General features: G+C 71.8%; 23 protein-coding genes and 1 tRNA gene. 15 read left to right on the top strand and 9 right to left on the bottom strand.

Features of this window, described 5'->3' with window-relative positions:
• Window positions 1-24: 24 nt before the first annotated feature.
• Complete coding sequence (locus ACFWRT_RS30930) at window positions 25-471, bottom strand: ASCH domain-containing protein (RefSeq protein ID WP_380953908.1); 447 nt, start codon at window positions 469-471, stop codon at window positions 25-27.
• A gap of 204 nt (window positions 472-675) precedes the next feature.
• Here ACFWRT_RS30930 and ACFWRT_RS30925 point away from each other — a divergent pair, with 204 nt between their 5' ends.
• Both ACFWRT_RS30925 and ACFWRT_RS30920 read left to right on the top strand, forming a co-directional pair.
• Window positions 676-1,647, top strand: coding sequence for a hypothetical protein (locus ACFWRT_RS30925; protein ID WP_380953907.1), 972 nt, complete (start codon window positions 676-678; stop codon window positions 1,645-1,647).
• An 82-nt stretch (window positions 1,648-1,729) separates the two neighbouring features.
• On the top strand, window positions 1,730-3,310 hold the full coding sequence (locus ACFWRT_RS30920) for an APC family permease (protein ID WP_380953906.1): 1,581 nt from the start codon (window positions 1,730-1,732) through the stop codon (window positions 3,308-3,310).
• Window positions 3,311-3,398: 88 nt separating this feature from the next.
• Here ACFWRT_RS30920 and ACFWRT_RS30915 read toward each other — a convergent pair whose 3' ends face one another.
• Together ACFWRT_RS30915 and ACFWRT_RS30910 are read right to left on the bottom strand one after the other, a co-directional pair.
• On the bottom strand, window positions 3,399-4,796 hold the full coding sequence (locus tag ACFWRT_RS30915) for a GntT/GntP/DsdX family permease (protein ID WP_380955798.1): 1,398 nt from the start codon (window positions 4,794-4,796) through the stop codon (window positions 3,399-3,401).
• An 11-nt stretch (window positions 4,797-4,807) separates the two neighbouring features.
• Window positions 4,808-5,317 carry a gluconokinase gene (locus tag ACFWRT_RS30910; protein WP_380955800.1) on the bottom strand — a complete coding sequence of 170 codons (510 nt, stop codon included), beginning with the start codon at window positions 5,315-5,317 and terminating at the stop codon, window positions 4,808-4,810.
• Window positions 5,318-5,448: 131 nt separating this feature from the next.
• On the opposite strand from ACFWRT_RS30910, the gene ACFWRT_RS30905 reads away from it, so the two are divergent.
• The 3 genes from ACFWRT_RS30905 (at window position 5,449) to ACFWRT_RS30895 (ending at window position 7,935) form a co-directional block, all read left to right on the top strand.
• Window positions 5,449-6,150, top strand: coding sequence for a FadR/GntR family transcriptional regulator (locus ACFWRT_RS30905; protein WP_026242087.1), 702 nt, complete (start codon window positions 5,449-5,451; stop codon window positions 6,148-6,150).
• A 70-nt stretch (window positions 6,151-6,220) separates the two neighbouring features.
• On the top strand, window positions 6,221-7,306 hold the full coding sequence (locus tag ACFWRT_RS30900; protein WP_380955801.1) for an S-(hydroxymethyl)mycothiol dehydrogenase: 1,086 nt from the start codon (window positions 6,221-6,223) through the stop codon (window positions 7,304-7,306).
• On the top strand, window positions 7,306-7,935 hold the full coding sequence (locus tag ACFWRT_RS30895) for an MBL fold metallo-hydrolase (protein WP_380955803.1): 630 nt from the start codon (window positions 7,306-7,308) through the stop codon (window positions 7,933-7,935). The genes ACFWRT_RS30900 and ACFWRT_RS30895 overlap by 1 nt, the downstream gene beginning before the upstream one ends.
• A 12-nt stretch (window positions 7,936-7,947) precedes the next feature.
• Here ACFWRT_RS30895 and ACFWRT_RS30890 read toward each other — a convergent pair whose 3' ends face one another.
• Window positions 7,948-8,886, bottom strand: a complete 939-nt coding sequence (locus ACFWRT_RS30890) for an RluA family pseudouridine synthase (RefSeq protein WP_380955805.1) — start codon at window positions 8,884-8,886, stop codon at window positions 7,948-7,950.
• Between the two features lie 62 nt (window positions 8,887-8,948).
• Window positions 8,949-9,036, bottom strand: a tRNA-Leu gene (locus tag ACFWRT_RS30885).
• Window positions 9,037-9,220: 184 nt separating this feature from the next.
• On the opposite strand from ACFWRT_RS30885, the gene ACFWRT_RS30880 reads away from it, so the two are divergent.
• The 3 genes from ACFWRT_RS30880 (at window position 9,221) to ACFWRT_RS30870 (ending at window position 11,959) form a co-directional block, all read left to right on the top strand.
• A complete protein-coding gene (locus ACFWRT_RS30880; RefSeq protein WP_380955806.1) occupies window positions 9,221-10,555 on the top strand; it encodes a M20/M25/M40 family metallo-hydrolase in 1,335 nt (444 codons plus the stop codon).
• Between the two features lie 208 nt (window positions 10,556-10,763).
• Window positions 10,764-10,997 (top strand): chaplin ChpH, encoded by a 234-nt coding sequence (chpH, locus tag ACFWRT_RS30875; protein WP_015607544.1) that lies wholly within the window; start codon window positions 10,764-10,766, stop codon window positions 10,995-10,997.
• Between the two features lie 140 nt (window positions 10,998-11,137).
• Window positions 11,138-11,959 carry a chaplin family protein gene (locus tag ACFWRT_RS30870; RefSeq protein WP_380955808.1) on the top strand — a complete coding sequence of 274 codons (822 nt, stop codon included), beginning with the start codon at window positions 11,138-11,140 and terminating at the stop codon, window positions 11,957-11,959.
• A gap of 93 nt (window positions 11,960-12,052) precedes the next feature.
• Here the strand turns inward: ACFWRT_RS30870 and ACFWRT_RS30865 are convergent, their stop codons facing one another.
• Complete coding sequence (locus ACFWRT_RS30865; protein WP_003970138.1) at window positions 12,053-12,241, bottom strand: DUF5703 family protein; 189 nt, start codon at window positions 12,239-12,241, stop codon at window positions 12,053-12,055.
• A gap of 47 nt (window positions 12,242-12,288) precedes the next feature.
• On the opposite strand from ACFWRT_RS30865, the gene ACFWRT_RS30860 reads away from it, so the two are divergent.
• Complete coding sequence (locus tag ACFWRT_RS30860; protein WP_380955809.1) at window positions 12,289-12,951, top strand: hypothetical protein; 663 nt, start codon at window positions 12,289-12,291, stop codon at window positions 12,949-12,951.
• Between the two features lie 53 nt (window positions 12,952-13,004).
• Here ACFWRT_RS30860 and ACFWRT_RS30855 read toward each other — a convergent pair whose 3' ends face one another.
• Both ACFWRT_RS30855 and ACFWRT_RS30850 read right to left on the bottom strand, forming a co-directional pair.
• Window positions 13,005-15,341 carry a helix-hairpin-helix domain-containing protein gene (locus tag ACFWRT_RS30855; RefSeq protein ID WP_380955811.1) on the bottom strand — a complete coding sequence of 779 codons (2,337 nt, stop codon included), beginning with the start codon at window positions 15,339-15,341 and terminating at the stop codon, window positions 13,005-13,007.
• Window positions 15,338-16,321, bottom strand: coding sequence for an aldo/keto reductase (locus ACFWRT_RS30850; protein WP_380955812.1), 984 nt, complete (start codon window positions 16,319-16,321; stop codon window positions 15,338-15,340). The genes ACFWRT_RS30855 and ACFWRT_RS30850 overlap by 4 nt, the downstream gene beginning before the upstream one ends.
• A gap of 138 nt (window positions 16,322-16,459) precedes the next feature.
• On the opposite strand from ACFWRT_RS30850, the gene ACFWRT_RS30845 reads away from it, so the two are divergent.
• Window positions 16,460-17,509: an LLM class F420-dependent oxidoreductase gene (locus ACFWRT_RS30845; protein ID WP_380955814.1), complete on the top strand. Its 1,050-nt coding sequence runs from the start codon at window positions 16,460-16,462 to the stop codon at window positions 17,507-17,509.
• A gap of 269 nt (window positions 17,510-17,778) precedes the next feature.
• The gene (locus ACFWRT_RS30840) at window positions 17,779-18,567 is read left to right on the top strand and encodes a ferritin-like domain-containing protein (RefSeq protein ID WP_380955816.1); all 789 of its coding nucleotides are present in this window, start codon (window positions 17,779-17,781) and stop codon (window positions 18,565-18,567) included.
• 81 nt (window positions 18,568-18,648) lie between these two features.
• Here ACFWRT_RS30840 and corA read toward each other — a convergent pair whose 3' ends face one another.
• The gene (gene corA, locus ACFWRT_RS30835; protein WP_380955817.1) at window positions 18,649-19,635 is read right to left on the bottom strand and encodes a magnesium/cobalt transporter CorA; all 987 of its coding nucleotides are present in this window, start codon (window positions 19,633-19,635) and stop codon (window positions 18,649-18,651) included.
• A 127-nt stretch (window positions 19,636-19,762) separates the two neighbouring features.
• On the opposite strand from corA, the gene ACFWRT_RS30830 reads away from it, so the two are divergent.
• The 4 genes from ACFWRT_RS30830 to mshC all read left to right on the top strand — a co-directional run bounded on the left by ACFWRT_RS30830 (window position 19,763) and on the right by mshC (window position 23,304).
• Window positions 19,763-20,485, top strand: coding sequence for a histidine phosphatase family protein (locus tag ACFWRT_RS30830; protein WP_380955818.1), 723 nt, complete (start codon window positions 19,763-19,765; stop codon window positions 20,483-20,485).
• 72 nt (window positions 20,486-20,557) lie between these two features.
• Window positions 20,558-21,148: a DUF3090 domain-containing protein gene (locus ACFWRT_RS30825; protein ID WP_018515374.1), complete on the top strand. Its 591-nt coding sequence runs from the start codon at window positions 20,558-20,560 to the stop codon at window positions 21,146-21,148.
• Window positions 21,112-21,945, top strand: coding sequence for an SCO1664 family protein (locus ACFWRT_RS30820; RefSeq protein WP_380955819.1), 834 nt, complete (start codon window positions 21,112-21,114; stop codon window positions 21,943-21,945). Before ACFWRT_RS30825 ends, ACFWRT_RS30820 begins: the two co-directional genes overlap by 37 nt.
• A 129-nt stretch (window positions 21,946-22,074) precedes the next feature.
• On the top strand, window positions 22,075-23,304 hold the full coding sequence (gene mshC / locus ACFWRT_RS30815) for a cysteine--1-D-myo-inosityl 2-amino-2-deoxy-alpha-D-glucopyranoside ligase (RefSeq protein ID WP_380955820.1): 1,230 nt from the start codon (window positions 22,075-22,077) through the stop codon (window positions 23,302-23,304).
• The last annotated feature ends 14 nt before the right edge of the window (window positions 23,305-23,318 follow it).

Genomic DNA, 23,318 nt, shown 5'->3' with positions numbered 1-23,318 from the left:
GCCGCCGCGCACCCCGAGGGGCCCTCACCCGGAGGAGGCCCCACCCGGACCCAACACCTCCACCACCCGAAACCGCTCAGCCACGATCATCGTCCCGTCATCCACCGTGAACGACGGATCCCCCATCGCCTCCCGCATCTCCTCCCCGTGCCAGAACGCCTCGTGCCCCGCGCGCCATTCGGCCACCGACCGATACCCCTCGCCCTCGTCCAGCGCATGCTGGAGACCGACCTCCCCGAGCGGCAGCACCCGTACCTCGGTCATCTCCAGCACCGCCACCTCCCGCCCCTCCGAGTCGATCAGCGCGGACCGTTCGCCCACCGGCGGAAGCTCCTCGCCCTCCAGCTCGTACTCGGCCAACAGCCCGGAGGTGGACACCTTTTCACCGGAGAGGACCGCCGCCACCAGCCGGTCGCGCAGCGGTCCGGGAAAGGCGAGAAGGAAAGGAGGGAGAGGTTCACGAGGTTCCATAACCTCAGTGTGTCAGGGGTCACCCGCCCCCCGCCCACCCCACCCGCACGCTGCGTAAACACCTCTCCCGGCCCGACGACTTCCAGCCAACTATCCGGAAACGGAGAGGAGTTGGTAGAGACCACCTCTTGACTCGGAGCATTCCCTACCGCTTTGCTGTGCGCGATCGTCTGCTCGCACACCGCGTCGAAAGAAGTCTGCGGCATGTCCCCGCCTCCGCCGCCCCTGGGCCGCTCCCGCCGCCGGGGCGGCCGCTCGGACCACGCCTTCGACCCGGCCCTGGACGACCGCGAACTCATCGACGCCCGGAATCAGTTCACCCAGGGCCGCTGGGGCGACGCCCGCGCCCTGCTGGTGACCACCGGCAAGGACTGGGACCGCCGGGGACACCGCCTCCTGGCCCTCGCCGAGATCCCCTCCGCCGCGGACTGGGCCGGCGAGTGGCTGCTCGCCGAACCGGAGAGCGCCGACGCAACCACGCTCCTCGGCTGCGCCGGTGTCGTACGGGCCCTGCGCCCCAAGGCCAGGCCCGACGACGCGGCCCGCGCCCGGCAGGCCTGTCTCACCGCCGCCCGCATCACCCCCGACGACCCCACCCCGTGGCTGGCCCTGCTCCTCCTGGACCGGGGCCGCGACGACGGCGGTGACGAGACCGGCCGGCTCTTCGAGGAGGTCCGCTCCCGCCACCCCGAGCACCACCACGCCCACCACGTGATGACCGCGCAACTGGCCGAGAGCCGCCCCGACAGCGGCCAGGACCCGCTGCACGAGGTGTACGACTTCGCCGCCTGGGCCGCCGAACAGGCCCCGGCCGACTCCCCGCTCGCCGTCCTCCCCGTCATCGCCCACGCCGAGCGCTACCGCGTCCTCGTCGCGGCGGGCAGCGAACCGGACGACCCGGTGGCGTCCGGCCACTGGTCGGGCAGGCGGGCCCGGCAGGTGATGAAGGCGGCCTTCGACTGGTGGCTGGAGTGGGAGCACGAGGGCCACCCCCGCCACCGCGTCGACCTGAACTTCCTGGCCCACGCCAAGGTCTGCGAGGGCCGGACCGCCGAGGCCGCCGCCCTCTTCCACCGCATCGGCCCGCACGCCACGGCCGCGCCCTGGTCGTACTCCGGCCGCGACCCGTACGCCACGTTCACCGCCGCCCGCGACCACGCACTCGGCACCCCCTGATCAGCGCGCCACCGAGAACCGAAGACGGAACCCCGAGAACCGAAGACGAAACCCCAGAACCGAAGAAGGGACCACCCCCGCCATGTCGACGGGCAGTTCATCTCCAGGCAGGACCCGGCAGACCGGCACCACCAGGCTGACCGGCGATACCGGCGGGATCAACACCTACAAGGGGGAGGAACGCGCCCTGCGGGCCGACCGCCTCGGCACCCCCGGCCTGCTGCTCTCCGTGCTCGCCGCCAGCGCCCCTCTGATGGTGGTCGCCGGGGTGATGCCCACGGTCTTCGGCGTGATGGGCATCGTCGGCCAGCCCTTGCTCTACGTGATCCTCGGCGTCGTCCTGATGCTGTTCAGCGTCGGCTACGCGGAGATGAGCCGGCACGTCCACAACGCGGGCGCCTTCTACGCGTACATCGCCCGGGGCCTCGGCCCGACGGCCGGTGCCGGCGCCTCGCTCGTGGCGCTGGTGGCGTACAGCGCGATGCAGGTCGGTATCTACGGGATCCTCGGCTTCGAGGTCTCCGTCATCCTCTCCACGTACGCCGGCATCGACGTGCAGTGGTGGATCCCCGCACTGATCTCGGTGGTCGCGGTCGGCATCCTCGGCTGGCTGAAGATCGACCTCAACGCCAAGGTGCTCGGCGTCCTGCTGGTCATCGAGTGCCTGCTCGTCGTGATCTTCGACATCGCCGCCGTCTCCGACCCGGGCCCCGAGGGGCTCTCGTTCGCGGCGTTCGACCCGCAGACCCTCACCGGCGCCGGGCTCTCCACCGCGCTCTGCTTCTGCATCGCCGCGTTCGTCGGTTTCGAACAGGCCCCGGTCTACGCGGAGGAGACCAGCCGCCCGCAGATCGTGGTCTCCCGGGTGATGTTCCTGGCGGTGGGGTACGCGGCGCTGTTCCTCGCCATCAGCTCCTGGGCCATGACCGTCGCCGCCGGCCCCGGCTTCATCGCCGACACCTCGCTCAAGGAGGGCCCGGGCATGCTGTTCGGCCTGACCGAGGAGCGGCTCGGCTCGACCTTCACCGACGTCCTGCACATCCTCTTCGTCACCGGCATGTTCGCGGCACTCCTCAGCTTCCACAACGTGGTCGCCCGTTACGCGTTCGCCATGGGCCGCGAAGGCCTGCTGCCCGCCCGCTTCGGCCGCACCAACCGGGCCAGCGGCGCGCCCGGCACCGGCTCGCTGCTCCAGTCCGTGATCTCCGTCGTGATCGTGCTGGCCTTCGCCTTCGCCGACGGCAACCACATCGGCGACCCCACCGTCCCCGTCCTGCGCCTGTTCACCTGGATGGGAAACGTCGGCGCGCTCGGCGTCATCCTGCTGATGGCCGCCGCCTCGTTCGCCGTCATCGCCTTCTTCGTCAAGCGTGGCGCGGGCCGCGCCCAGGCCCCGCGCCTGGTCGCCTCGGGCCTCGCCGGGATCGCGCTGCTGTCGATCGCCGTCTTCACCGTCCGCGACTTCGACATCCTGGTCGGCTCCGGCGACGGCTCGGCCCTCAACTGGCTGCTGCCCGGCGTGATCGTCCTCGCCCTGATCGGCGGCCTGGTCTACGGAGCGGTCCTGCGCAAGGTCAAGCCCGAGGTGCACGCCCGGATCGGCCTCGGCAACGAGGCGTTCCAGTTGGAGAAGGCGGCCGAGAGCGAGGCCACCCGCCGCTGACCACGCCGTAACCCTTCTCCGTACGCAGAGAAAGCGCGCGCCCCGGTGGATTCCTCCGGGGCGCGCGCTTTCCCACTTCTCAGCGCCGCTACAGCAACAGCGACAGCAGCATGATGAAGGCCATCGCGACCACCGAGATGATCGTCTCCATCACCGACCAGGTCTTCACGGTCTGGCCGACGTCCATCCCGAAGTACTCCTTCACCAGCCAGAACCCGGCGTCGTTCACATGGCTGAAGAAGAGCGAACCGGCGCCGACCGCCAGGACCAGCAGGGCCGCGTGCGCGGTCGACATGTCGGCCGCGAGCGGGGCGACCAGACCGGCGGCGGAGATCGTGGCGACCGTGGCCGAGCCGGTGGCGAGGCGGATCGCGACGGCGATCAGCCAGCCGAGCAGCAGGGCGGGGATCGACCAGTTCTCGGAGAAGTCCAGGATCATCTGGCCGACCCCGGCGTCGATCAGCGTCTGCTTGAAGCCACCGCCGGCGCCGACGATCAGCAGGATCCCCGCGATCGGGGCGAGCGACTTCTCGACCGTCCCGGCGAGCTTGCCCTTGGTGAACCCGGCGGCCCGGCCGAGGGTGAACATCCCGAGCAGGACGGCGGCGAGCAGGGCGATCAGCGGCGAGCCGATCACGTCCGTCACCCGCTGGACGCTGTTCTCCGGGTCGTCGACGACGATCTCGACGAGCGCCTTGAGCAGCATCAGCACGACCGGCAGCAGGATCGTCACCAGGGTGGCGGCGAAGCTGGGGCGGCGGTCAAGGTCCTCGGACGGGCGCTGCGGGATCATCTTCTCCGGCGGCTCGATGTCCACCCAGCGCGCGGCGTACCGGGCGAAGACCGGTCCGGCGATGATCACGGTCGGGATGGCGACCAGCACACCGAGCGCCAGCGTCACCCCGAGGTTGGCGTCCAGCGCGTCGATCGCGACCAGCGGGCCGGGGTGCGGCGGGATGAGCCCGTGCATCACGGAGAGTCCGGCCAGCGCCGGGATGCCGATCCGCATCAGGGAGAAGTTGCCGCGCTTGGCAACGAGCAGCACCACCGGGATCATCAGCACGATCCCGACCTCGAAGAAGAGCGGCAGACCGATGATCGAGGCGATGAGGACCATCGCCCACGGCATGGCCCCCCGGCTCGCCTTCGCCAGGATGGTGTCGACGATCTGGTCGGCCCCGCCGGAGTCGGCGAGCAGCTTGCCCAGGATGGCGCCGAGCGCGATGAGCACGCCCACGCTCGCGACGGTGGAGCCGAGGCCCGCGGTGAAGCTGGCGATCGTGTCGGCCGGGGCCGCTCCCGCGAAGGAGCCGAGCGCCAGCGAACCGATGGTCAGCGCCAGGAACGCGTGCATCTTGAGCTTGGTGATCAGGAGAACGATGACGGCGATGCCCGCCAGTACGGCGATGCCCAACTGCGCGTTGCCTGCCGAAGTGATCGGTTCGGCGGCGTCCGCTGCCAGCATCTCGACGCTGAGACTGGTCACGGTGATGGTCCTTAACTGTCGAGCCGGCGCAGTGCCGCGACGGCTCGCTGGGTGATTTCCGTAGGGGTGCCGGACACGTCGACATCCACCCCGGCCTCATCGGCCTGGAGCGGCTGCAACGTCGCGAACTGGGAGTCGAGCAGCGCGGTGGGCATGAAATGGCCCTTGCGGTCCGCCATCCGCTCCTCGATCAGCGCCCGGTCGCCGGTCAGATGCAGAAACAGCGCGTCAGGCGCCCCGGCCCGCAGCCGGTCCCGGTAGGACCGCTTGAGGGCCGAGCTGGAGACGACCCCGCCGAGCCCCGCCCGCCCGTGCGCCCACGCACCGATGGCGTCCAGCCAGGGCCACCGGTCGTCGTCGTCCAGGGGGGTGCCGGCCGACATCTTCGCGATGTTCGCCGGCGGATGGAAGTCGTCGCCCTCGGCGTACGGAACGCCGAGTTCGGCGGCGAGCAGGGGACCGATCGTGGTCTTGCCGGTTCCTGCTACGCCCATCACCACGACGACGTGAGGGGTGCTCATGGGGTGCCTCGCTGTCTTCCTCGACATCGGTCCGTCGCGCTACTGAAACCTATTAGGTACGACTTATTCAAGAGTCTGTGACACATACGTCGTACTTTTTGTTCCCGAGGGCCGCCCCGTAGGCTTGACCCATGACCACACAGAGCCAGGGGCTGCATACACATGTGCTGGACACCCTGGGTCTGGAGATCTCCTCCGGCCAGTGCCCGCCGGGCAGCGTCCTACGCACCGACGAGCTGGCCCAGCGCTTCGACGTCTCCCGTACGGTGATCCGCGAAGTGATCCGGGTCCTCGAATCAATGCACCTGGTCGAGTCCCGCCGCCGCGTCGGCGTAACGGTCCGCCCCACCGAGACCTGGAACGTCTACGACCCCCAGGTCATCCGCTGGCGCCTGGCCGGCTCCGACCGCCCCCGCCAACTGCGCTCCCTCACCGTGCTGCGCTCCGCGATCGAACCGGTCGCCGCCTCCCTCGCCGCCCGCCACGCCACCGCCGAACAGTGCGCCGAGCTCACCGAACGCGCCCTCGGCATGGTCGCCACCTCACGTGGCCAGCAGTTGGAGGGCTACCTCGAACACGACATCGCCTTCCACCGGATCGTCCTCAACGCCTCCGGCAACGAGATGTTCGCCCGCCTCGGGGACGTCGTCGCCGAGGTCCTCGCGGGCCGTACCCACCACCAGGTGATGTTCGAGGACCCCGACCCGGCCGCCGTCACCCTGCACGTACGCCTCGCCGAAGCGGTCCGCGAAGGCGACCCGGAGGCCGCCGAGCGCATCACCAAGGAGATCGCGGTGGGCGCCCTGCACGAGTTGGACGTGCTCGCTCCGTAGAGCGTCCTTTGAGGCGTACGGTGGTCCGCGATCGATCTTCGCGAAGCGCGGGAGCAGGGAGAGCAGGGTTATGCCACAGCAGGTGCAAGGGGTCATCGCTCCAGGGAAGAACGAGCCGGTGCGGGTCGAGACGATCGTGATCCCGGACCCCGGTCCCGGAGAGGCCGTCGTGAAGATCCAGGCGTGCGGCGTCTGCCACACCGACCTGCACTACAAGCAGGGCGGGATCAACGACGAGTTCCCCTTCCTCCTCGGCCACGAGGCGGCGGGCGTCGTGGAGTCGGTCGGCGAGGGCGTCACGGACGTCGCCCCCGGAGACTTCGTCATCCTCAACTGGCGTGCGGTGTGCGGCCAGTGCCGTGCCTGTCTGCGCGGCCGCCCCTGGTACTGCTTCGACACCCACAACGCCAAGCAGAAGATGACCCTGCTCGACGGCACGGAGCTGTCGCCCGCCCTCGGTATCGGTGCCTTCGCGGAGAAGACCCTGGTCGCCTCCGGCCAGTGCACCAAGGTCGACCCCGAAGTGGCCCCCGAGGTCGCCGGACTCCTCGGCTGCGGCGTCATGGCGGGCATCGGCGCCGCCATCAACACCGGCCAGGTCGGCCGCGGCGACTCGGTCGCCGTCATCGGCTGCGGCGGCGTCGGCGACGCGGCCGTCGCCGGAGCCCGGCTGGCCGGCGCGGCGAAGATCATCGCGGTCGACATCGACGACCGCAAGCTGGAGACGGCGAAGAAGATGGGCGCCACCCACACCGTCAACTCCCGCTCCACCGACCCCGTCGAGGCGATCCGCGCCCTCACCGACGGCAACGGTGCCGACGTCGTCATCGAGGCAGTCGGCCGCCCGGAAACCTACGAACAGGCCTTCTACGCCCGCGACCTCGCTGGAACGGTCGTCCTCGTCGGCGTCCCCACCCCGGACATGAAGCTCGAACTCCCGCTCCTGGACGTCTTCGGCCGCGGCGGCTCCCTCAAGTCCTCCTGGTACGGCGACTGCCTGCCCTCCCGCGACTTCCCGATGCTCGTCGACCTCCACCAGCAGGGCCGCCTCGACCTCGCCGCCTTCGTCACCGAGACGATCGGCATCGGCGACATCGAGCAGGCCTTCGCCCGGATGCACGACGGCGACGTCCTCCGCTCGGTGGTGGTCTTCTGATGACCGTCCGCATCGACCACCTGGTCACCTCCGGCACCTTCGCCCTCGACGGCGGGGAGTGGGACGTCGACAACAATGTCTGGATCGTCGGCGACGACACCGAGGCGATCGTCATCGACGCCGCCCACGACGCCGCCGCCATCGAGGCCGCGCTCGGCGGCCGTACGCTGCGCGCCATCGTCTGCACTCACGCGCACAACGACCACATCGACGCCGCGCCGGCCCTCGCGCAGGCCACCGGCGCCCCGATCCTCCTCCACCCGCACGACCTCCCGCTCTGGCTCCAGACCCACCCGGAACGGACCCCCGACGGCCCCCTGGCCGACGGCCAGGAACTCACCGTCGCCGGGACCACCCTCACGGTCCTGCACACCCCTGGCCACGCCCCCGGCTGCGTCTGCCTCTACGCCCCCGAGCTGGGGACGGTCTTCACCGGCGACACGCTCTTCCAGGGCGGCCCCGGCGCCACCGGCCGCTCCTTCTCGTCGTTCCCCACGATCATCGACTCGATCCGGGACCGGCTGCTCACCCTCCCCGGCGACACCAAGGTCCGCACGGGCCACGGCGACCCCACCACCATCGGCGCGGAAGCCCCGCAGCTCGACGACTGGATCAAGCGCGGCCACTGAGCACGGCCGCCCTCACCTCTCCGGCCAGGCGGAGAGCCGCAGCCCGCTCTCGAAGCGGCGCGGCTCCCCGCTGACCGGATCGGTGAACTCCAGCCGCCGCGCCAACAGCTGCAAGGGCCGGTTCCAGTCCTCCACGGCCTCCTCCGGCTCCACCACCGGATACAGCGGATCGTGGACGATCGGCACCCCCAGCGCGTTCATGTGCACCCGGAGCTGATGGGTACGCCCGGTGGCGGGCACCAGCCGATACCGCCCCAGCGAACCCCGACGCTCCACCAGCTCCACCCGGCTCTCACTGTTCGCCTCACCCGGCTCCTCCCGGGCGGCGAGCACCCCGCGCTCCTTCACGATCCGACTCCGCACGGTCCGGGGAAGGACCAGCTCCGGGTCGTACGGAGCCACCGCCTCGTACTCCTTGCTCACCAGCCGGTCCCGGAACAGCGTCTGGTACGCGCCCCGCTCCTCCGGTCGCACCACGAAGAGCACGAGCCCCGCCGTCAGCCGGTCCAGCCGGTGCGCGGGCTGGAGCGTAGGCACCCCCAGCTCCCGCCGCAGCCGCGCCACCGCGGTCTCCGTGATGTGCCGCCCCCGGGGCGTGGTGGCGAGGAAGTGCGGCTTGTCAGCGACCACGAGATGCCCGTCCCGGTACACGATCCCGATGGGGAAGGGCACCGGCTCCTCGGCCGCGAAGTCCCGATGGAACCAGAGGCTCCGCCCGGCGGTATACGGCTCGTCACTCCGTACGCCGGTCCCGTCGGCCCCCACGAACCGCCCCGCGTCGAGCATCGCCGCGACCCGCCCGGCCCCGATCGCCCCACCGAACCGCCCGAGGAGATACTCCCCGACGCATCCCCAGCGCCCCTCCGGATCCTCCGGCAGCCGCACCCGCACGGCATCGATCCCGTCCCGCTGGGGCAGAGGCCCGGCGGGAGTCTTCCTGCGGCCCCTCATCCTCGCCCTTTCCCGCTCCGGCCCGGTGACGCAAAAGAGCCCCACCGAAGTGGGGCTCCTGCTGGTGTCCGAGGGGGGACTTGAACCCCCACGCCCGATAAAGGGCACTAGCACCTCAAGCTAGCGCGTCTGCCATTCCGCCACCCGGACAAGGTGTCTGTCTCGCGGGCCGTGCCCGTTCCGACGTGGAAAACCATAGCAAACATTCGGGGGTGCTCGATCACGCCCCGATGGCTGTGAACGGTGCGTGACGGGGGGTGCACGGCCTTGGGCGTGGGCCGTGGGCGCGGGAGGATGGGAAGGGAGCACCAGAGCGACAGCGGAAGGAAGCAGCGTGAGCGAGAGCAGCACGGGCAAGGCCGTCGGCGGCGGCAACGCCGAGAAGGAGGTCGTGGACCTCTGTCGCGACCTGATCCGGATCGACACCAGCAACTACGGCGACCACTCCGGCCCCGGTGAGCGGCTCGCCGCCGAGTACGTGGCGGAGAAGCTCGCCGAGGTGGGCCTGGAGCCGCAGATCTTCGAGTCGCACAAGGGCCGCGCCTCCACCGTCGCCCGCATCGAGGGCGAGGACCCCTCCCGGCCCGCCCTGCTCATCCACGGTCACACCGACGTCGTCCCGGCCAACGCGGCGGACTGGACGCACGACCCGTTCTCCGGGGAGATCGCCGACGGCTGCGTCTGGGGGCGGGGCGCCGTCGACATGAAGGACATGGACGCGATGACCCTCGCGGTCGTACGCGAGCGGATGCGCACCGGCCGCAAGCCCCCGCGCGACATCGTGCTGGCCTTCGTCGCGGACGAGGAGGCGGGCGGTACGTACGGGGCCCGCTACCTCGTCGACCACCACCCGGGGCTCTTCGAGGGCGTCAACGAGGCGATCAGCGAGGTCGGCGGGTTCTCGTTCACCGTCAACGAGAAGCTGCGCCTGTATCTGGTGGAGACGGCCCAGAAGGGCATGCACTGGATGAAGCTCACCGTGGACGGCACGGCCGGGCACGGCTCGATGATCCACAAGGACAACGCCATCACGGAGCTGTCCGAGGCGGTCGGACGGCTGGGGCGGCACAAGTTCCCCGTCCGGGTCACCAAGACGCTGCGGCACTTCCTGGACGAGCTCTCGGACGCGCTCGGCACCGAGCTGGACCCGGAGAACATGGACGAGACGCTCGCCAAGCTGGGCGGCATCTCCAAGCTGATCGGGGCCTCCCTCCAGAACACCGCCAACCCCACCCAGCTCGGCGCCGGCTACAAGGTCAACGTCATCCCGGGCCAGGCCACCGCCCACGTGGACGGCCGGTACCTGCCGGGGTACGAGGAGGAGTTCCTCGCCGACCTGGACCGGATCCTGGGCCCCAACGTGAAGCGCGAGGACGTGCACGCGGACAAGGCGCTGGAGACCACGTTCGACGGCGCGCTGGTCGACGCCATGCAGACCGCGCTGGTCGCCGAGGACCCGATCGCCCGGGCCGTGCCGTACATGCTCTCGGCCGGCACCGACGCCAAGTCCTTCGACGACCTCGGCATCCGGGGCTTCGGCTTCGCCCCGCTGAAGCTGCCGCCGGAGCTGGACTTCGCCGGGATGTTCCACGGTGTCGACGAGCGGGTCCCGGTGGACGGTCTGCAGTTCGGCGTGCGGGTGCTCGACCGGTTCATCGACAACTGCTGACCGGGGCCACCCGTACTGCTGACCGGTCCGCACGAACCGCCGACCGGTCCCGCACGAACCACCGACCGGCCCGGTACGCAATTCGACTGCCTGTGCGTACGTGACCGAAAGGGTGAAACGCGCCGTTCATGCGTAGCCCCGCTCCACCCTCCTCGTTACAAGGTGTGCGGTCCGCGGCTGGGACCGCACTTTCCAACTAGGAGGAATCATGATCAAGAAGGTCGTCGCAGTTGCGGCTGCCACCGGTGGCCTCGTTCTCGCGGGTGCGGGCATGGCTTCCGCCGACGCGGGCGCCCAGGGTGCGGCCATCGGCAGCCCCGGCGTGCTCTCCGGCAACGTCGTCCAGGTCCCGGTCCACGTGCCGATCAACCTGTGCGGCAACACGGTCTCCGTGATCGGGCTGCTGAACCCCGCCTTCGGCAACACCTGCGTCAACGCCTGACGCTGGTCGTCAACCCGTTAAGGGTTTGAGCCCGGCCGGTCCCGGAGTGCGTGCCATGCACTCCGGGACCGTTCGGCATTCGGCTCCCGCACGGTCATGTCCGGGGGTTTTTCGGAAGGCAGAAGGCAGGAAACGAACCTATGCGACAGGTCACTCGTAAAGGCCTGATCACCATGGCGGCGGCGGGCGGGGTCCTCGCTCTCAGTGGCGGCTACGCCCACGCCGACGCCGGGGCGGCCTCGACGGCCACGGGCTCGCCGGGCGTGCTGTCCGGCAACTCGGTCTCGGTCCCGATCGACATCCCGGTCAACGTCTGCGGCAACTCGGTCACCGTCGGCGGTCTCATCAACCCCACCTTCGGGAACGACTGCGAGAACGGGTCGGCGCAATCGCGCCAGGACTCGGGATCGCAGAACCGTATCGGCGGCTCCGGCGAAGGAGCCCAGGCCGGCAACGGCGCGCAGGGCGGCAACGCCGCGCAGGCGGGGAACACCACCGCGACCGACCGGCACGGCGAGCCCGGCACGGGCCGTCACCGGGCCGGTGGCGCGAGCGCGGAGGGGGTCGCGCAGGGCTCGCCCGGCATCCTCTCCGGCAACGCGGTCCAGGCGCCCGTCAGCGTCCCGGTCAACGTCTGCGGCAACAGCGTCTCCGTGATCGGGCTGCTGAACCCGACCTTCGGCAACAGCTGCTCCAACGACGCCGAGCCGCCGCCGCCCCCGCCGCCGGTGAAGCCTCCGGTGAAGCCCCCGGTCACGCCGGAGACGCCGGTGGACCCGCCGGTCGAGCCCCCGGCCAACCAGCCGCCCGAGCCGAATGTCCCCGGGCCGCAGCTCGAGCCGGAGGAGCAGCTCGCGCAGACCGGCGCGGGGGGCATGGAGATGCTCATCCCCGCGAGCGCCGGACTGCTGCTGGCCGGAATGGGATCGGTGCTCTACCGCCGCTCCCGCAGCGCCGCCTGATCCGGGCACGCACAGCTCAGCAGGACGCACCATGGACGGGCCCCGCGGTCACGCGGGGCCCGTTCCCTGTCGTTCAGGTGGCGCGTATCCCTGTCACCAGGTGGCTCGCAGCTGACGGATGATCCGTCGGCGCAACCGCACCCTGCGGCTGCCGTCGCGGCGCAGCGTCAGGCGGTCCAGCTCCCAGTGTCCGTACTCGGCGTGGTCGGTCAGCAGTCGGGCCGCTTCCTTGCGGGAGACCCCGCGCGGCACATACACGTCGACAAATTCGTATTCCGGCATCGCATCTATTGTGCGGGCAGAGCCCCGGTACGGATAGCGTCTGCACTATGTCTGATGCTGCGCAGCCCACCGCTGCCGAGGTACGTGCCGCCGCCGAGGCGGTCAAAGCCGCGATCGACCGTCACCTCGACGCGGTCGAACGCCGTACCGGGGACGACGACCCCGCCGTCTACGAAGCGTTCAACTCACTGGCCGCCGCTGCCGAGGTCTACGACGAGCTCCTCTACGACCGCTACGACGAGGTCACCCCCTTCGAGATCCCCGGCGCGGACGACTCCCTGCCGCCCTACGCCGGACCCGCCGAGCCCAGCGCGCTGAGCGTGCTGATCCGGCGCGACTACGCGGTCGCGGAGCCCCCGCGGCTGCTCGCCCAGGCCCAGCGCCTCGCCGACATCGACGCCGGACCCGGCGCGGACGGTTCCACGACCGCAGTGGTCGGCACCAGCGTCCACGCCGCGCTCGGCATGCTCTTCGGCGAGTACGAACCGGACGAGATCGCCTCCCGGCACAAGGAGTTCGGCCTGGAGGAGGGGGACTCCACCCTCTGGGTCTCGGCCGCCGACGCGCTGCCCGAGCCGGGGGAGTGGCTCGGCGCCCCGTTCGAGGACGCCGACCCGGAGCTGGTGGTGTGCCGCTTCGACGTCAGCGCCGTCTTCGACGAGGAGGAGCTGGACGAGGAGCTCGACGAGCCGGCGGCGGGCCGCGCGTGACATGAGAGCGGGCCCCGGCGCGAAGTGCGCCGGGGCCCGCTGTCGTACGTCCCTCAGGAAGCCGCGTCAGGCGTCGGGACGGCTTCGAGCAGTGCCCGGAGCCGGGTCGTCCGTTCCTGGGCCGGGACCTGCGCCACCGCGTGCGGGAGCGCCTGGTCCACCCCGTGGACCACGGACAGGTGGCGCTCTCCTCGGCCGAACGCGGTGTAGACCCACGGCCGGCTCAGCCCCGCCGCCGCATCGCCCGGCAGCACCACCACCGCGGCGGGCCAGCGCATCCCGGCCGCCTGATGGGCACTGAGCGCCCACCCGTGCCGCACCGCCGACTCCACCCGCTCCTGCGGTACGACGACGGGGACGCCGCCGCACTCCAGGTGGAGCCCCTCCGCGTCGGCCGAGCGCACCACCCCGGGCACGGCGCGGCCGGGCGCGGGGACATGGATCACGCGGTCCCCCGGGTCGAACCCGCCGAACCGGCCGGGCCCCGGGTTGAGCCGCTGCTTGAGGGCCTCGTTCAGCACCCGGGTCCCGGCCGCCCCGCCGTGGCCCACGGTGATGACCTGGGTGTCGCCTGCGGGGATGGAGAAGGCCCGGGGCACCGAGTCCGCGACGAGCTGCACCGTACGGTGGACCGCCTCGCCCGCATCGCGGACCGGGACGATCACGACCTCCTTGCCGGGGGCCTCGACCTGGGCCAGCTCACCGATGCCGATGCCGGAGACCAGCTCACCGATCGGCCCGGGGTCCGGCGTACGGGAGACGACCTGCGGGCACGCCCGTGCCGCCAGCACATCGGCGAAGACGCGTCCGGCGCCCGCCGAGCCCAGCACACCGGGGTCACCGCTCAGCACCAGCCGGACCCCGTCTGCCAGCGCCTCGACCAGGACGGCCGCGCCCTCCACGTCGAGCTGCGGCGCGTCCAGCACCACCAGCAGGTCCAGGGCGAGCGCCCCGTCCTCGTCGCGGCCGGGGCCCTCGGCGCCGGAGAGCAGCCCGGCCAGGGTGACCGCCGCGTCCGGGGCGCCGACCGCGTCGGCCAGCCGGCGGCGGCCGTCCTCGCTGTGGACGGCGCCCAGGGCCCGCAGCCCCAGGCCCCGCGCCGCGGCGATCAGGGCGGCGGGTTCGGCCCGGGCCGCCTCGCCGCCGCTGTGCGCGACGAGCCCGGCGGTGGCCGCCGTACGGATCAGCTCGGCGGCCGAGGGGGAGGGCGCGGCGGCGGCCGCCTCCGCCCAGTCGGCGCCCTTCTCGCAGGCGTTCATGAGGCGGGCCAGGCCGTCGGCGAGGCTCTCCTCGGCCAGCGCGTACCGGTCCAGGCCCAGCAGCACCTGGACCGGCTCCGGTGCCTCGGTCTCCGCCTCCGCAGGTGCCTCGCCGTCCTCCTCGTACGCGGCGTCCGGCTCCGTGGGGTCCGTGCCCTCCTGGAAGACCAGGGCGACCCCCTCCTCCACGGCGTTGCGCACGGCCTCCTCCGGGTCGCTCACCGCACGCTCGGCGAGCGCCGCCCGGACCGCATCGGCGTCCAGCGCCGTGTGGCCCTGGAGGGCGGCGCGCTCCAGCAGCCAGCCGACCAGGGCCGCCGTGCGGCGCCCATCGTCCGGGCCGCACGCGGCGCCCAGCAGGGCCCGGGCGAAGCCGTCCGCCTGCTCGGGGCGGACGCCCGGGACCGCCAGCAACTGCCAGGGGTCGGCGCGCAGCAGCTCGGCGGCCTGCTCGCCCAGGATCCCGGTGGCGGGGCGGGCCAGGGCCTCGGGGGCCCCGCCCTCGGTGAGAACCGCCCGCACCGCGTCCAGGGCCTCGGGCGAGGCGGCGAGGTCGGCGGGAGCGGTCGTCACCGGTGCGGGGCGGGGAGGCTGTCCGGCGGGGGCCGGGGCGGCGCGGCGGGGCGCGGGCGCTGGTGCGGGGGAGTCGAAGAACTCCGCGCCCGCCTTCTCGCCGCTCTCCACGGCCCGTACGGCCGCGAGCAGATCGGCGGCGGTGCCGCTCAGCTTCGTACCGGCGGGGACGGGGCCTTCCTTCTCGGCCTTGCGCTTCGCGATCTTCTCGCGCAGCTCACGCTGGGCGGCCAGCTCGGCCTGCGCCTCGGAGAGCGCGGCGGCTACGGGCGCGTCGCCCTCTTCGCCGACGGAAGCCTCACCGACGGAAGACTCACCGGCAGGTGCGTCACCGGCGGAAGCACCACCGCCAGGTGCGTCACCGGCGGCCAGGTCCTCCGCAGCGGTCTCCGCACCGTCGGAGCCGTCCGCTGCGGGCTCCGTGGCTTCGGCCGACTCCTCGGCGCCGGGCGCTTCGGCGTGCGCGGGGCCTTCGGCGTCGGTGGCCACCGGGGGCTCGGCGCCCTGCGGTGTGTCCGTGCCGACGGTGCCGGGGGTCTCCCCGGGAAGCGCAGTCACAGCGTGCTCCAGTCCTGGTCGGGATAGCGGTGCACGGGCGCCGACACATCGTCGAGCGCCTGGCAGATCTCGTAGGGAAGACTAAGCGCCTCCACTGACAAAGCCTCCGCGAGCTGCCCGGCGTTGCGCGCACCGACGATCGGGGCCGCCACCCCCGGCCGGTCGCGCACCCAGGCCAGCGCCACGTGCAGGGGGCTCGTCGCCAGGCCGTCCGCCGCCGTCGCCACCGCGTCGGTGATCCGGGCCGCCGCGTCGTCCAGATACGGCTCGACGAAGGGGGCGAGCCGTTCCGAGGCGCCCCGGGAGTCGGACGGGATGCCCTGGCGGTACTTACCGGTCAGCACGCCCCGGCCCAGCGGCGAGGAGGGCAGCAGCCCGATCCCGAGGTCCAGCGCGGCGGGCAGCACCTCACGCTCGATGCCCCGCTGGAGCAGCGAGTACTCCATCTGCGTACTGGCCAGCCGGGTGCGCACCCCGGGCGCGGCGAGCTGCCAGGTGGCGGCCTTGGCCAGTTGCCAGCCGCAGAAGTTCGACACGCCCGCGTACCGGACCCGGCCGGAGGAGACGGCCAGGTCCACCGCCTGGAGGGTCTCCTCCAGCGGGGTCGCCGGGTCGAAGGCGTGGACCTGCCACAGGTCCACGTAATCCGTGCCGAGCCGCTCCAGCGAGGCATCCAGGGCGGCCAGCAGGTGCCCGCGCGAGCCGTTGAAGCGGCGGTAGGGGTCGGGGACGTTGCCCGCCTTCGTGGCGATGACCAGATCCTCGCGCGGCACCAGGCTGCCCACGAGCCGCCCGAGCAGGAATTCGGCCTCCCCGCCCCCGTACACATCGGCGGTGTCCACCAGGGTGCCGCCCGCGTCCCAGAAGGTCTTGAGCTGGTCGGCGGCGTCGTGCTCGTCCGTGTCCCGGCCCCAGGTGAGGGTGCCGAGCCCGATCCGGGACACGCGTAGGCCGGTGCGGCCGAGATGCCTCTGCTCCATGGGCGCTGAGATTACTGGCCACGGCCCCACGGGGTGCGGGCCTGTGGACAACGGGAGGTCGCGCGGGCCTGCCGGATCGCCGTCACCCGCGCTAGAGTCGCGAGGAAGGGACGTTACTGATCAGTAAGGGGAGCGGCTATGCGGCTCGGCATCAATCTCGGCTACTGGGGCGCGGGCATGGACGGCGACAACCTCGCCGTCGCGCAGGAGGCCGACCGCCTCGGCTACGACGTCTGCTGGGCGGCCGAGGCCTACGGCTCGGACGCACCGACCGTGCTGACCTGGGTCGCGGCCCAGACCGAATCCATCGACGTCGGCTCCGCGATCATGCAGATCCCGGCCCGCCAGCCCGCCATGACCGCGATGACCGCCGCCACCCTGGACTCGCTCTCCGGCGGCCGCTTCCGGCTCGGCCTCGGCGTCTCGGGCCCGCAGGTCTCCGAGGGCTGGTACGGCGTCAAGTTCGACAAGCCGCTGGCCCGCACCCGCGAGTACGTCGAGATCGTCCGCAAGGCGATGACCCGTGAGCGCCTCTCGTACGAGGGACAGCACTGGACGCTGCCGCTGCCCGGCGGCCCCGGCAAGCCGATCAAGCTCACCGTCCACCCGGAGCGCGAACACATCCCGCTCTACATCGCCGCGATCGGTCCGAAGAACCTGGAGCAGACCGGCGAGATCGCCGACGGCGCCCTGCTGATCTTCCCCTCCGCCGAGCACCTGGAGGAGACCGCGCTCACCTATCTGCGCGCGGGCCGGGAGAAGGCCGGGAAGACCATGGACGGCTTCGACGTCTCCCCGACGCTGCCGCTCGCCATCGGTGACGACGTCAAGGGCCTCGCCGACATGTTCCGCCCCTACACCGCCCTGTACGTCGGCGGCATGGGCAGCCGGAAGCAGAACTTCTACAACCAGCTCGCGCAGCGCATGGGGTACGAGAAGGAGGCCGCCGAGATCCAGGACAAGTACCTGGACGGGGACAAGGCCGGGGCCGCCGCCGCCGTACCGCACCAGCTGATCGACCAGACGACGCTGCTCGGGCCCATCGAGCGCATCGCCGATCGGATGCAGGCGTACGCGGCCGCCGGGGTCACCACGCTCAACCTCGCCCCCGCCGGGTTCACCCTGGAGGAGCGGCTCACCGCCCTTCGCGCCGGCACGGACGCCCTGGAGCGTTCCGGACTCGCGTAAGCCTCGCGTAACGCCTTCAGGGGCTTCGGGAGCTTCGGGGGGGGCAGCACTACGGCCGTGGTGGGGGCTCGGGGGTCTTCCCCGCCACGGCCGTCACCCGGAACAACGCGCCGTACGCCCCGGGGTTACGCCGGGCCGCGCGGCCCGGCCCCGTACCCTCGCCGCCGTTGCTCCGGTTGCCGACCGCTCCCCGGCGCATTTGACTGCTGCTCTGCGCACTACTGCCCCGCGGCGCCTGCTCCGCGGGGACCGGTACGGAGGTGGCCCGCATGCTCTCAGCCCGAAGCCTGTTCCAGGAGATCCTGGACGACGACGAGGCCTACCGGCTCTTCTGCTCCATCGCCGCCAGCGGGGAGTCCCAGGGCGGCTGGGAGAACGCCCGGATCGCCGCCCTGGTCCCCGAGAGCCGCCGCGCCCTGGCGCCCAGGATCGTCCGGCACGGCGCCGACGAGGACAAGCACGGCCGGATCTTCAACGCCCTCCTGAAGAAGCGCGGGCTGCGACCGGCCGACGTCCCCCCGGAGACCGACTACACGATGCTCCTGGAGCAGCAGGGCATCGGCCTCGCCCACTCCCGGCTGCGCGGCGAGGAGCGGCTCACCGAGCGCGACATCATCACCTATCTGGCCCACAGCCGGATCACCGAGCAGCGCGCCTCCGAGCAGATGCGGCTGCTGCGACGGTACTTCGCCGACCACCCCGACCTCGGGCGCGCGGTGCGGATGATCTCCGACGACGAGGACAACCACCTCGCGTACTGCCACGAGGAGCTGCTGCGGCTCGCCCGGGAGGGCCACGGCCGCACCATCCAGCGCATCATGAGGGAGTGCGCCCTGGCGGAGATCCGCGTCTACCGCGACGTCAGCCTCGCCGTGATGGACCACATGGGCCGGCTGCTGGGCTGGCCGCGCGTCAAGGCCGTGGCGCTGGCGGCCGGAATCCACGCGGTGTACGCGTACGAGCGCCTGATCGGCTGGCGGCGCATGGTCAGCCTTCAGATGCCCGAGCGGCGCGATGCGCTCGGCGGCCGGGCCGTACCGGAACCCGAGTACGCGTGACCCTGCACGGTCACGCGTGACTCCCAGGGCAATGCGTGACCCCTCAGGGCAACGCGTGACCTCACAAGTCGTGTGTGACCCTCACAGCCATCCCCGCCGCTTGAACTGCCGGTGCAGGCCGACCACCGCCAGGGTCATGAACAGGATCACGGCCGGGTACGTCCATCCCCAGTGCAGCTCCGGCATGTGGTCGAAGTTCATGCCGTAGATGCCCGCCACCATCGTCGGGACGGCGGCCATGGCCGCCCACGCCGAGATCTTGCGCATGTCGTCGTTCTGCCGCACCCCCATCTGCGCCAGATGGGCCGAGAGGATGTCCGACAGCAGCCGGTCCAGCCCCTCCACCTGCTCGTTGACCCGCGTCAGGTGGTCGGCGACGTCACGGAAGAAGGGCTGCGCCTCCTGGTGGACGAACGGCACCCCGGCCCCCGCGAGCCGGGTCATCGGCGCCGTCAGCGGCCCGGTGGCCCGGCGGAACTCCAGGACCTGCCGCTTGAACGTGTAGATGCTCGCCGCCGTGTTCGAGGAGTCGCCGCTCCCGCTCGGGGCGAAGACCTCGGTCTCCAGCTCCTCCAGGTCCACCTGGAGCTCACCGGCCACGTCGATGTAGTGGTCCACCACCGCGTCGCTGATCGCGTAGAGCACCGCGGTCGGTCCGTGCGCCAGTATCTGCGGGTCCGCCTCCAGACGGCTGCGTACATCCGCCAGCGGGGCGCTGTCGCCGTGCCGGACCGTCACCACGAACGAGTCCCCGATGAAGACCATCAGCTCGTCGGCGCTCACCGTGTCGCTGCTCGACTCGTAGACGACCGGCTTCAGCACCGCGAACAGGGAGTCGTCGTACACCTCCAGCTTGGGCCGCTGGTGCGCGCGCAGCGCGTCCTCGATCGCGAGCGGGTGCAGCCCGAACTCGTGGCGTACCAGGTCGAACTCCCGCTCGGTCGGCTCGTGCAGACCGATCCAGAGGAAGGCGTCGCCGGACTTCCGCGCCTCGTCGAGGGCGTCGGAGAAGTCGGCGGGCCCATCGGTCCGGCGGCCGTCCTGGTAGATGGCACAGTCCACGATCATTTTTCGGCATCCTCGGGAGGTTAAGGACCACAACGTACAAGGTGGGCGAGGGTCCGCTCACCGCCCCCTCCTTCCCCGCGACGGCCGTCCTCGCACCCGGGACCGCGGGACATCTAGGCTGACGGGTATGCCCACGCTGATCCTCGTACGCCACGGACGCTCCACCGCCAACACCGCCGGAGTGCTCGCGGGACGCACCCCCGGGGTCCTCCTCGACGAGCGCGGCACCGAACAGGCCGCCGCGCTGCCGGCACGGCTGGCCGCCCTCACCCTCGCCGCCGCCGTCACCAGCCCCCTGGAGCGCTGCCGCCAGACGCTCCAGCCGCTCATCGACGCCCGGCCCGGGCTGCCCGTGCACACCGAGGAGCGCATCAGCGAGTGCGACTACGGCGACTGGTCGGGCCGCAAGCTCGCCGAGCTCTCCGACGAACCGCTGATGTCCGTCGTCCAGCAGCACCCCTCCGCCGCCGCCTTCCCCGGCGGCGAGTCGATGCGCGCCATGCAGGCCCGCGCCGTCGACGCCGTACGCGACTGGAACGACCGGGTCCAGGCGGAGCACGGCGAGGACGCCACGTACGTCATGTGCTCGCACGGCGACATCATCAAGTCCCTCGTCGGCGACGCCCTCGGCATGCACCTGGACCTCTTCCAGCGCATCCACGTGGACCCCTGCTCGGTCACCGCGATCCGCTACACGCGGCTGCGCCCCTTCCTCCTGCGGGTCGGCGACACCGGAGACCTGACCCCGCTGGCACCGCGCGAACAGCCCGTCGGGGCGGACGCCGTGCCGTCCGGCGCGAGTGACGGCACGTCGGACGCGGCGGTCGGGGGCGGCGGGGGCGCGCCGTGATCTCCGTGGGCAGTAGGGTGGACGCGCCGTAGCGCCGCTATCCACCCCATCGATTCTCAAGGGAGACAGGACGTGTCCCGTCAGGTGTTCCTCTACGACCCACCGGACCGATTCGTGGCCGGTACGGTCGGGTTGCCTGGCCGCCGTACGTTTTTCCTCCAGGCCTCCTCCAAGGGCCGGGTCACCAGCGTCGCCCTGGAGAAGACCCAGGTGGCCGCCCTGGCCGAGCGGATCGACGAACTGCTCGACGAGGTCGTCCGGCGTACCGGTGGCAACTCGCCGGTGCCCGCCGTGGCTCCCACCGACGTCACCGACACCGCCCCCCTCGACGTCCCCGTCGAGGAGGAGTTCCGCGTCGGCACCATGGCCCTGGCCTGGGACGGCGACGAACAGCGCATGATCGTCGAGGCGCAGGCCCTCGTCGAGCTCGACGCGGACTCCGAGGACGACCTCGCGGAGGCCGAGGAGAAGCTCCTCCAGGACGAGGAGAACGGCCCGCCGATGCTCCGCGTCCGGCTCAGCGGCGCCCAGGCCCGCGCGTTCGCCAAGCGCGCCCTGGACGTCGTCAACGCCGGCCGCCCGCCGTGCCCGCTGTGCAGCCTGCCGCTCGATCCGGAAGGACACGTATGCCCGCGCCAGAACGGATACCGTCGCGGAGCCTGACGGACACCGAGCTGCTCACCCTGCTCACCGAGGGCACCCTCACCGTGCTCGGGCAGGTCGGCGGGGCGTCCAACGCGGTGCTGCACTGCACCGTCGCGTACGAGGGCGAGGAGCGCACCTGCGCCTACAAGCCGGTCGCGGGCGAGCAGCCGCTGTGGGACTTCCCCGACGGCACGCTCGCGCAGCGGGAGGTGGCCGCGTACGAGATCTCCCGGGCGACCGGGTGGGACCTCGTGCCGCCCACGGTGCTGCGGGACGGGCCGTACGGGCAGGGCATGTGCCAGCTCTGGATCGACGCGCCCGCCGAGGACCCGCCGGAACTGCTGGCCCTCGTCGAGGACGACGAGCCGGGCGAGGGCTGGAAGGCCGTGGGCTTCGCGGACGTCGGAGGGGGGAGGACCGCGCTGCTGGTGCACGCGGACGACCCCCGGCTGCGCCGGCTCGCGGTGCTGGACGCGGTGATCAACAACGGTGACCGCAAGGGCGGCCATCTGCTGCCCGCCCCCGGCGCGCTCCTGTACGGCATCGACCACGGGGTCACCTTCAACGCGGACGACAAGCTGCGCACCCTCCTGTGGGGCTGGGCCGGCGAGCCGCTCACCGAGGAGGCGCTGCGGGTGCTCGGGCTGCTCGCCGACGAGCTGGCGGCGGGGGAGCCTCTGGCCACCCGGATGGCGCAACTCATCACGGCGGCCGAACTGGAGGCACTGCGGGAGCGGGTGGCGGGGCTGCTCGACAGCCGTGTGCACCCGAAGCCGAGCGGGCAGTGGCCGCCGATCCCCTGGCCGCCCGTGTAGCGGGCCCGGCGGGCATGGGCGAACGCCCTGGCCGTACAGCCTTTCGAAGGTTTACCGCAAGAGTGTCTCTTCGGACAGGAATACGGATCCGGTTCGTATCCGGAAGCATCGTCCGGTTACGCTCATGACATGCATGCCTGGCCCGCTTCTGAGGTCCCCGCCCTGCCTGGCAAGGGCCGCGACCTTCGGATCCACGACACCGCGACCGGCGGACGGATCACCCTTGACCCCGGTCCCGTCGCCCGCATCTACGTCTGCGGCATCACGCCGTACGACGCGACCCATATGGGTCATGCGGCGACCTACAACGCGTTCGACCTCGTTCAGCGCGTGTGGCTCGACACCAAGCGGCAGGTTCACTACGTCCAGAACGTGACCGACGTGGACGACCCGCTCCTGGAGCGGGCCGCACGCGACGGTCAGGACTGGACCGAGCTCGCGGAGCGCGAGACGGCACTCTTCCGCGAGGACATGACCGCCCTGCGGATGCTGCCCCCGCAGCACTACATCGGAGCGGTCGAGGCCATACCGGGCATCGTGCCGCTCGTCGAGCGGCTGCGGGAGGCGGGCGCCGCCTACGACCTCGAAGGCGACGTCTACTTCTCCGTCGACGCCGACCCGCACTTCGGCGAGGTCTCCGGCCTCGACGCGGCGGCCATGCGCCTGCTCTCCGCCGAGCGCGGCGGCGACCCCGATCGCCCCGGCAAGAAGAACCCCCTGGACCCGATGCTCTGGACGGCCGCCCGCCCGGGCGAGCCGAGCTGGGACGGGGCCTCCCTGGGCGAAGGCCGCCCGGGCTGGCACATCGAGTGTGTGGCCATCGCGCTGGACCACCTCGGCATGGGCTTCGACGTCCAGGGCGGCGGCTCCGACCTCGTCTTCCCGCACCACGAGATGGGCGCCTCGCACGCCCAGGCGCTGACCGGCGAGCACCCGTTCGCCAAGGCGTACGTCCACGCCGGCATGGTCGGCCTCGACGGCGAGAAGATGTCCAAGTCCAAGGGCAACCTCGTCTTCGTCTCCACCCTGCGCCGCGAGGGCGTGGACCCGGCGGCGCTCCGGCTCGCCCTGCTCTCCCACCACTACCGCGCCGACTGGGAGTGGACCGACCAGGTCCTCGCCGACGCCGTCGAGCGCCTCGCCCGCTGGCGCGCCGCGGTCTCCCGCCCCGACGGGCGGCCGGCCGACGCACTGGTCGAGGAGGTCCGCGAGGCCCTCGCCGACGACCTGGACACGCCGACGGCGCTGGCGGCCGTGGACCGCTGGGCCGAGCTCCAGAGCGCGGAGGGCGGTACGGACGAGGGGGCACCCGGCCTCGTCTCCCGTACCGTCGACGCCCTGCTGGGGGTCGCGCTCTAGAGGAGCGGCGGACC

Source organism: Streptomyces cyaneofuscatus (genome assembly GCF_042718795.1).
Classification (GTDB): domain Bacteria; phylum Actinomycetota; class Actinomycetes; order Streptomycetales; family Streptomycetaceae; genus Streptomyces; species Streptomyces cyaneofuscatus_A.
The sequence above is the reverse complement of the archived record's forward strand: the minus strand, read 5'-3'. Positions and strand labels throughout refer to the sequence as shown.

What these genes read in the sequence shown, in the direction of transcription:
- ACFWRT_RS30930 (WP_380953908.1), bottom strand. Translation starts at nt 471, where the DNA reads ATGGAACCTCGTGAACCTCTCCCTCCTTTCCTTCTCGCCTTTCCCGGA.
- ACFWRT_RS30925 (WP_380953907.1), top strand. Translation starts at nt 676, where the DNA reads ATGTCCCCGCCTCCGCCGCCCCTGGGCCGCTCCCGCCGCCGGGGCGGC.
- ACFWRT_RS30920 (WP_380953906.1), top strand. Translation starts at nt 1,730, where the DNA reads ATGTCGACGGGCAGTTCATCTCCAGGCAGGACCCGGCAGACCGGCACC.
- ACFWRT_RS30910 (WP_380955800.1), bottom strand. Translation starts at nt 5,317, where the DNA reads ATGAGCACCCCTCACGTCGTCGTGGTGATGGGCGTAGCAGGAACCGGC.
- ACFWRT_RS30905 (WP_026242087.1), top strand. Translation starts at nt 5,449, where the DNA reads ATGACCACACAGAGCCAGGGGCTGCATACACATGTGCTGGACACCCTG.
- ACFWRT_RS30900 (WP_380955801.1), top strand. Translation starts at nt 6,221, where the DNA reads ATGCCACAGCAGGTGCAAGGGGTCATCGCTCCAGGGAAGAACGAGCCG.
- ACFWRT_RS30895 (WP_380955803.1), top strand. Translation starts at nt 7,306, where the DNA reads ATGACCGTCCGCATCGACCACCTGGTCACCTCCGGCACCTTCGCCCTC.
- ACFWRT_RS30890 (WP_380955805.1), bottom strand. Translation starts at nt 8,886, where the DNA reads ATGAGGGGCCGCAGGAAGACTCCCGCCGGGCCTCTGCCCCAGCGGGAC.
- chpH (WP_015607544.1), top strand. Translation starts at nt 10,764, where the DNA reads ATGATCAAGAAGGTCGTCGCAGTTGCGGCTGCCACCGGTGGCCTCGTT.
- ACFWRT_RS30870 (WP_380955808.1), top strand. Translation starts at nt 11,138, where the DNA reads ATGCGACAGGTCACTCGTAAAGGCCTGATCACCATGGCGGCGGCGGGC.
- ACFWRT_RS30865 (WP_003970138.1), bottom strand. Translation starts at nt 12,241, where the DNA reads ATGCCGGAATACGAATTTGTCGACGTGTATGTGCCGCGCGGGGTCTCC.
- ACFWRT_RS30860 (WP_380955809.1), top strand. Translation starts at nt 12,289, where the DNA reads ATGTCTGATGCTGCGCAGCCCACCGCTGCCGAGGTACGTGCCGCCGCC.
- ACFWRT_RS30850 (WP_380955812.1), bottom strand. Translation starts at nt 16,321, where the DNA reads ATGGAGCAGAGGCATCTCGGCCGCACCGGCCTACGCGTGTCCCGGATC.
- ACFWRT_RS30845 (WP_380955814.1), top strand. Translation starts at nt 16,460, where the DNA reads ATGCGGCTCGGCATCAATCTCGGCTACTGGGGCGCGGGCATGGACGGC.
- ACFWRT_RS30840 (WP_380955816.1), top strand. Translation starts at nt 17,779, where the DNA reads ATGCTCTCAGCCCGAAGCCTGTTCCAGGAGATCCTGGACGACGACGAG.
- corA (WP_380955817.1), bottom strand. Translation starts at nt 19,635, where the DNA reads ATGATCGTGGACTGTGCCATCTACCAGGACGGCCGCCGGACCGATGGG.
- ACFWRT_RS30830 (WP_380955818.1), top strand. Translation starts at nt 19,763, where the DNA reads ATGCCCACGCTGATCCTCGTACGCCACGGACGCTCCACCGCCAACACC.
- ACFWRT_RS30820 (WP_380955819.1), top strand. Translation starts at nt 21,112, where the DNA reads ATGCCCGCGCCAGAACGGATACCGTCGCGGAGCCTGACGGACACCGAG.
- mshC (WP_380955820.1), top strand. Translation starts at nt 22,075, where the DNA reads ATGCATGCCTGGCCCGCTTCTGAGGTCCCCGCCCTGCCTGGCAAGGGC.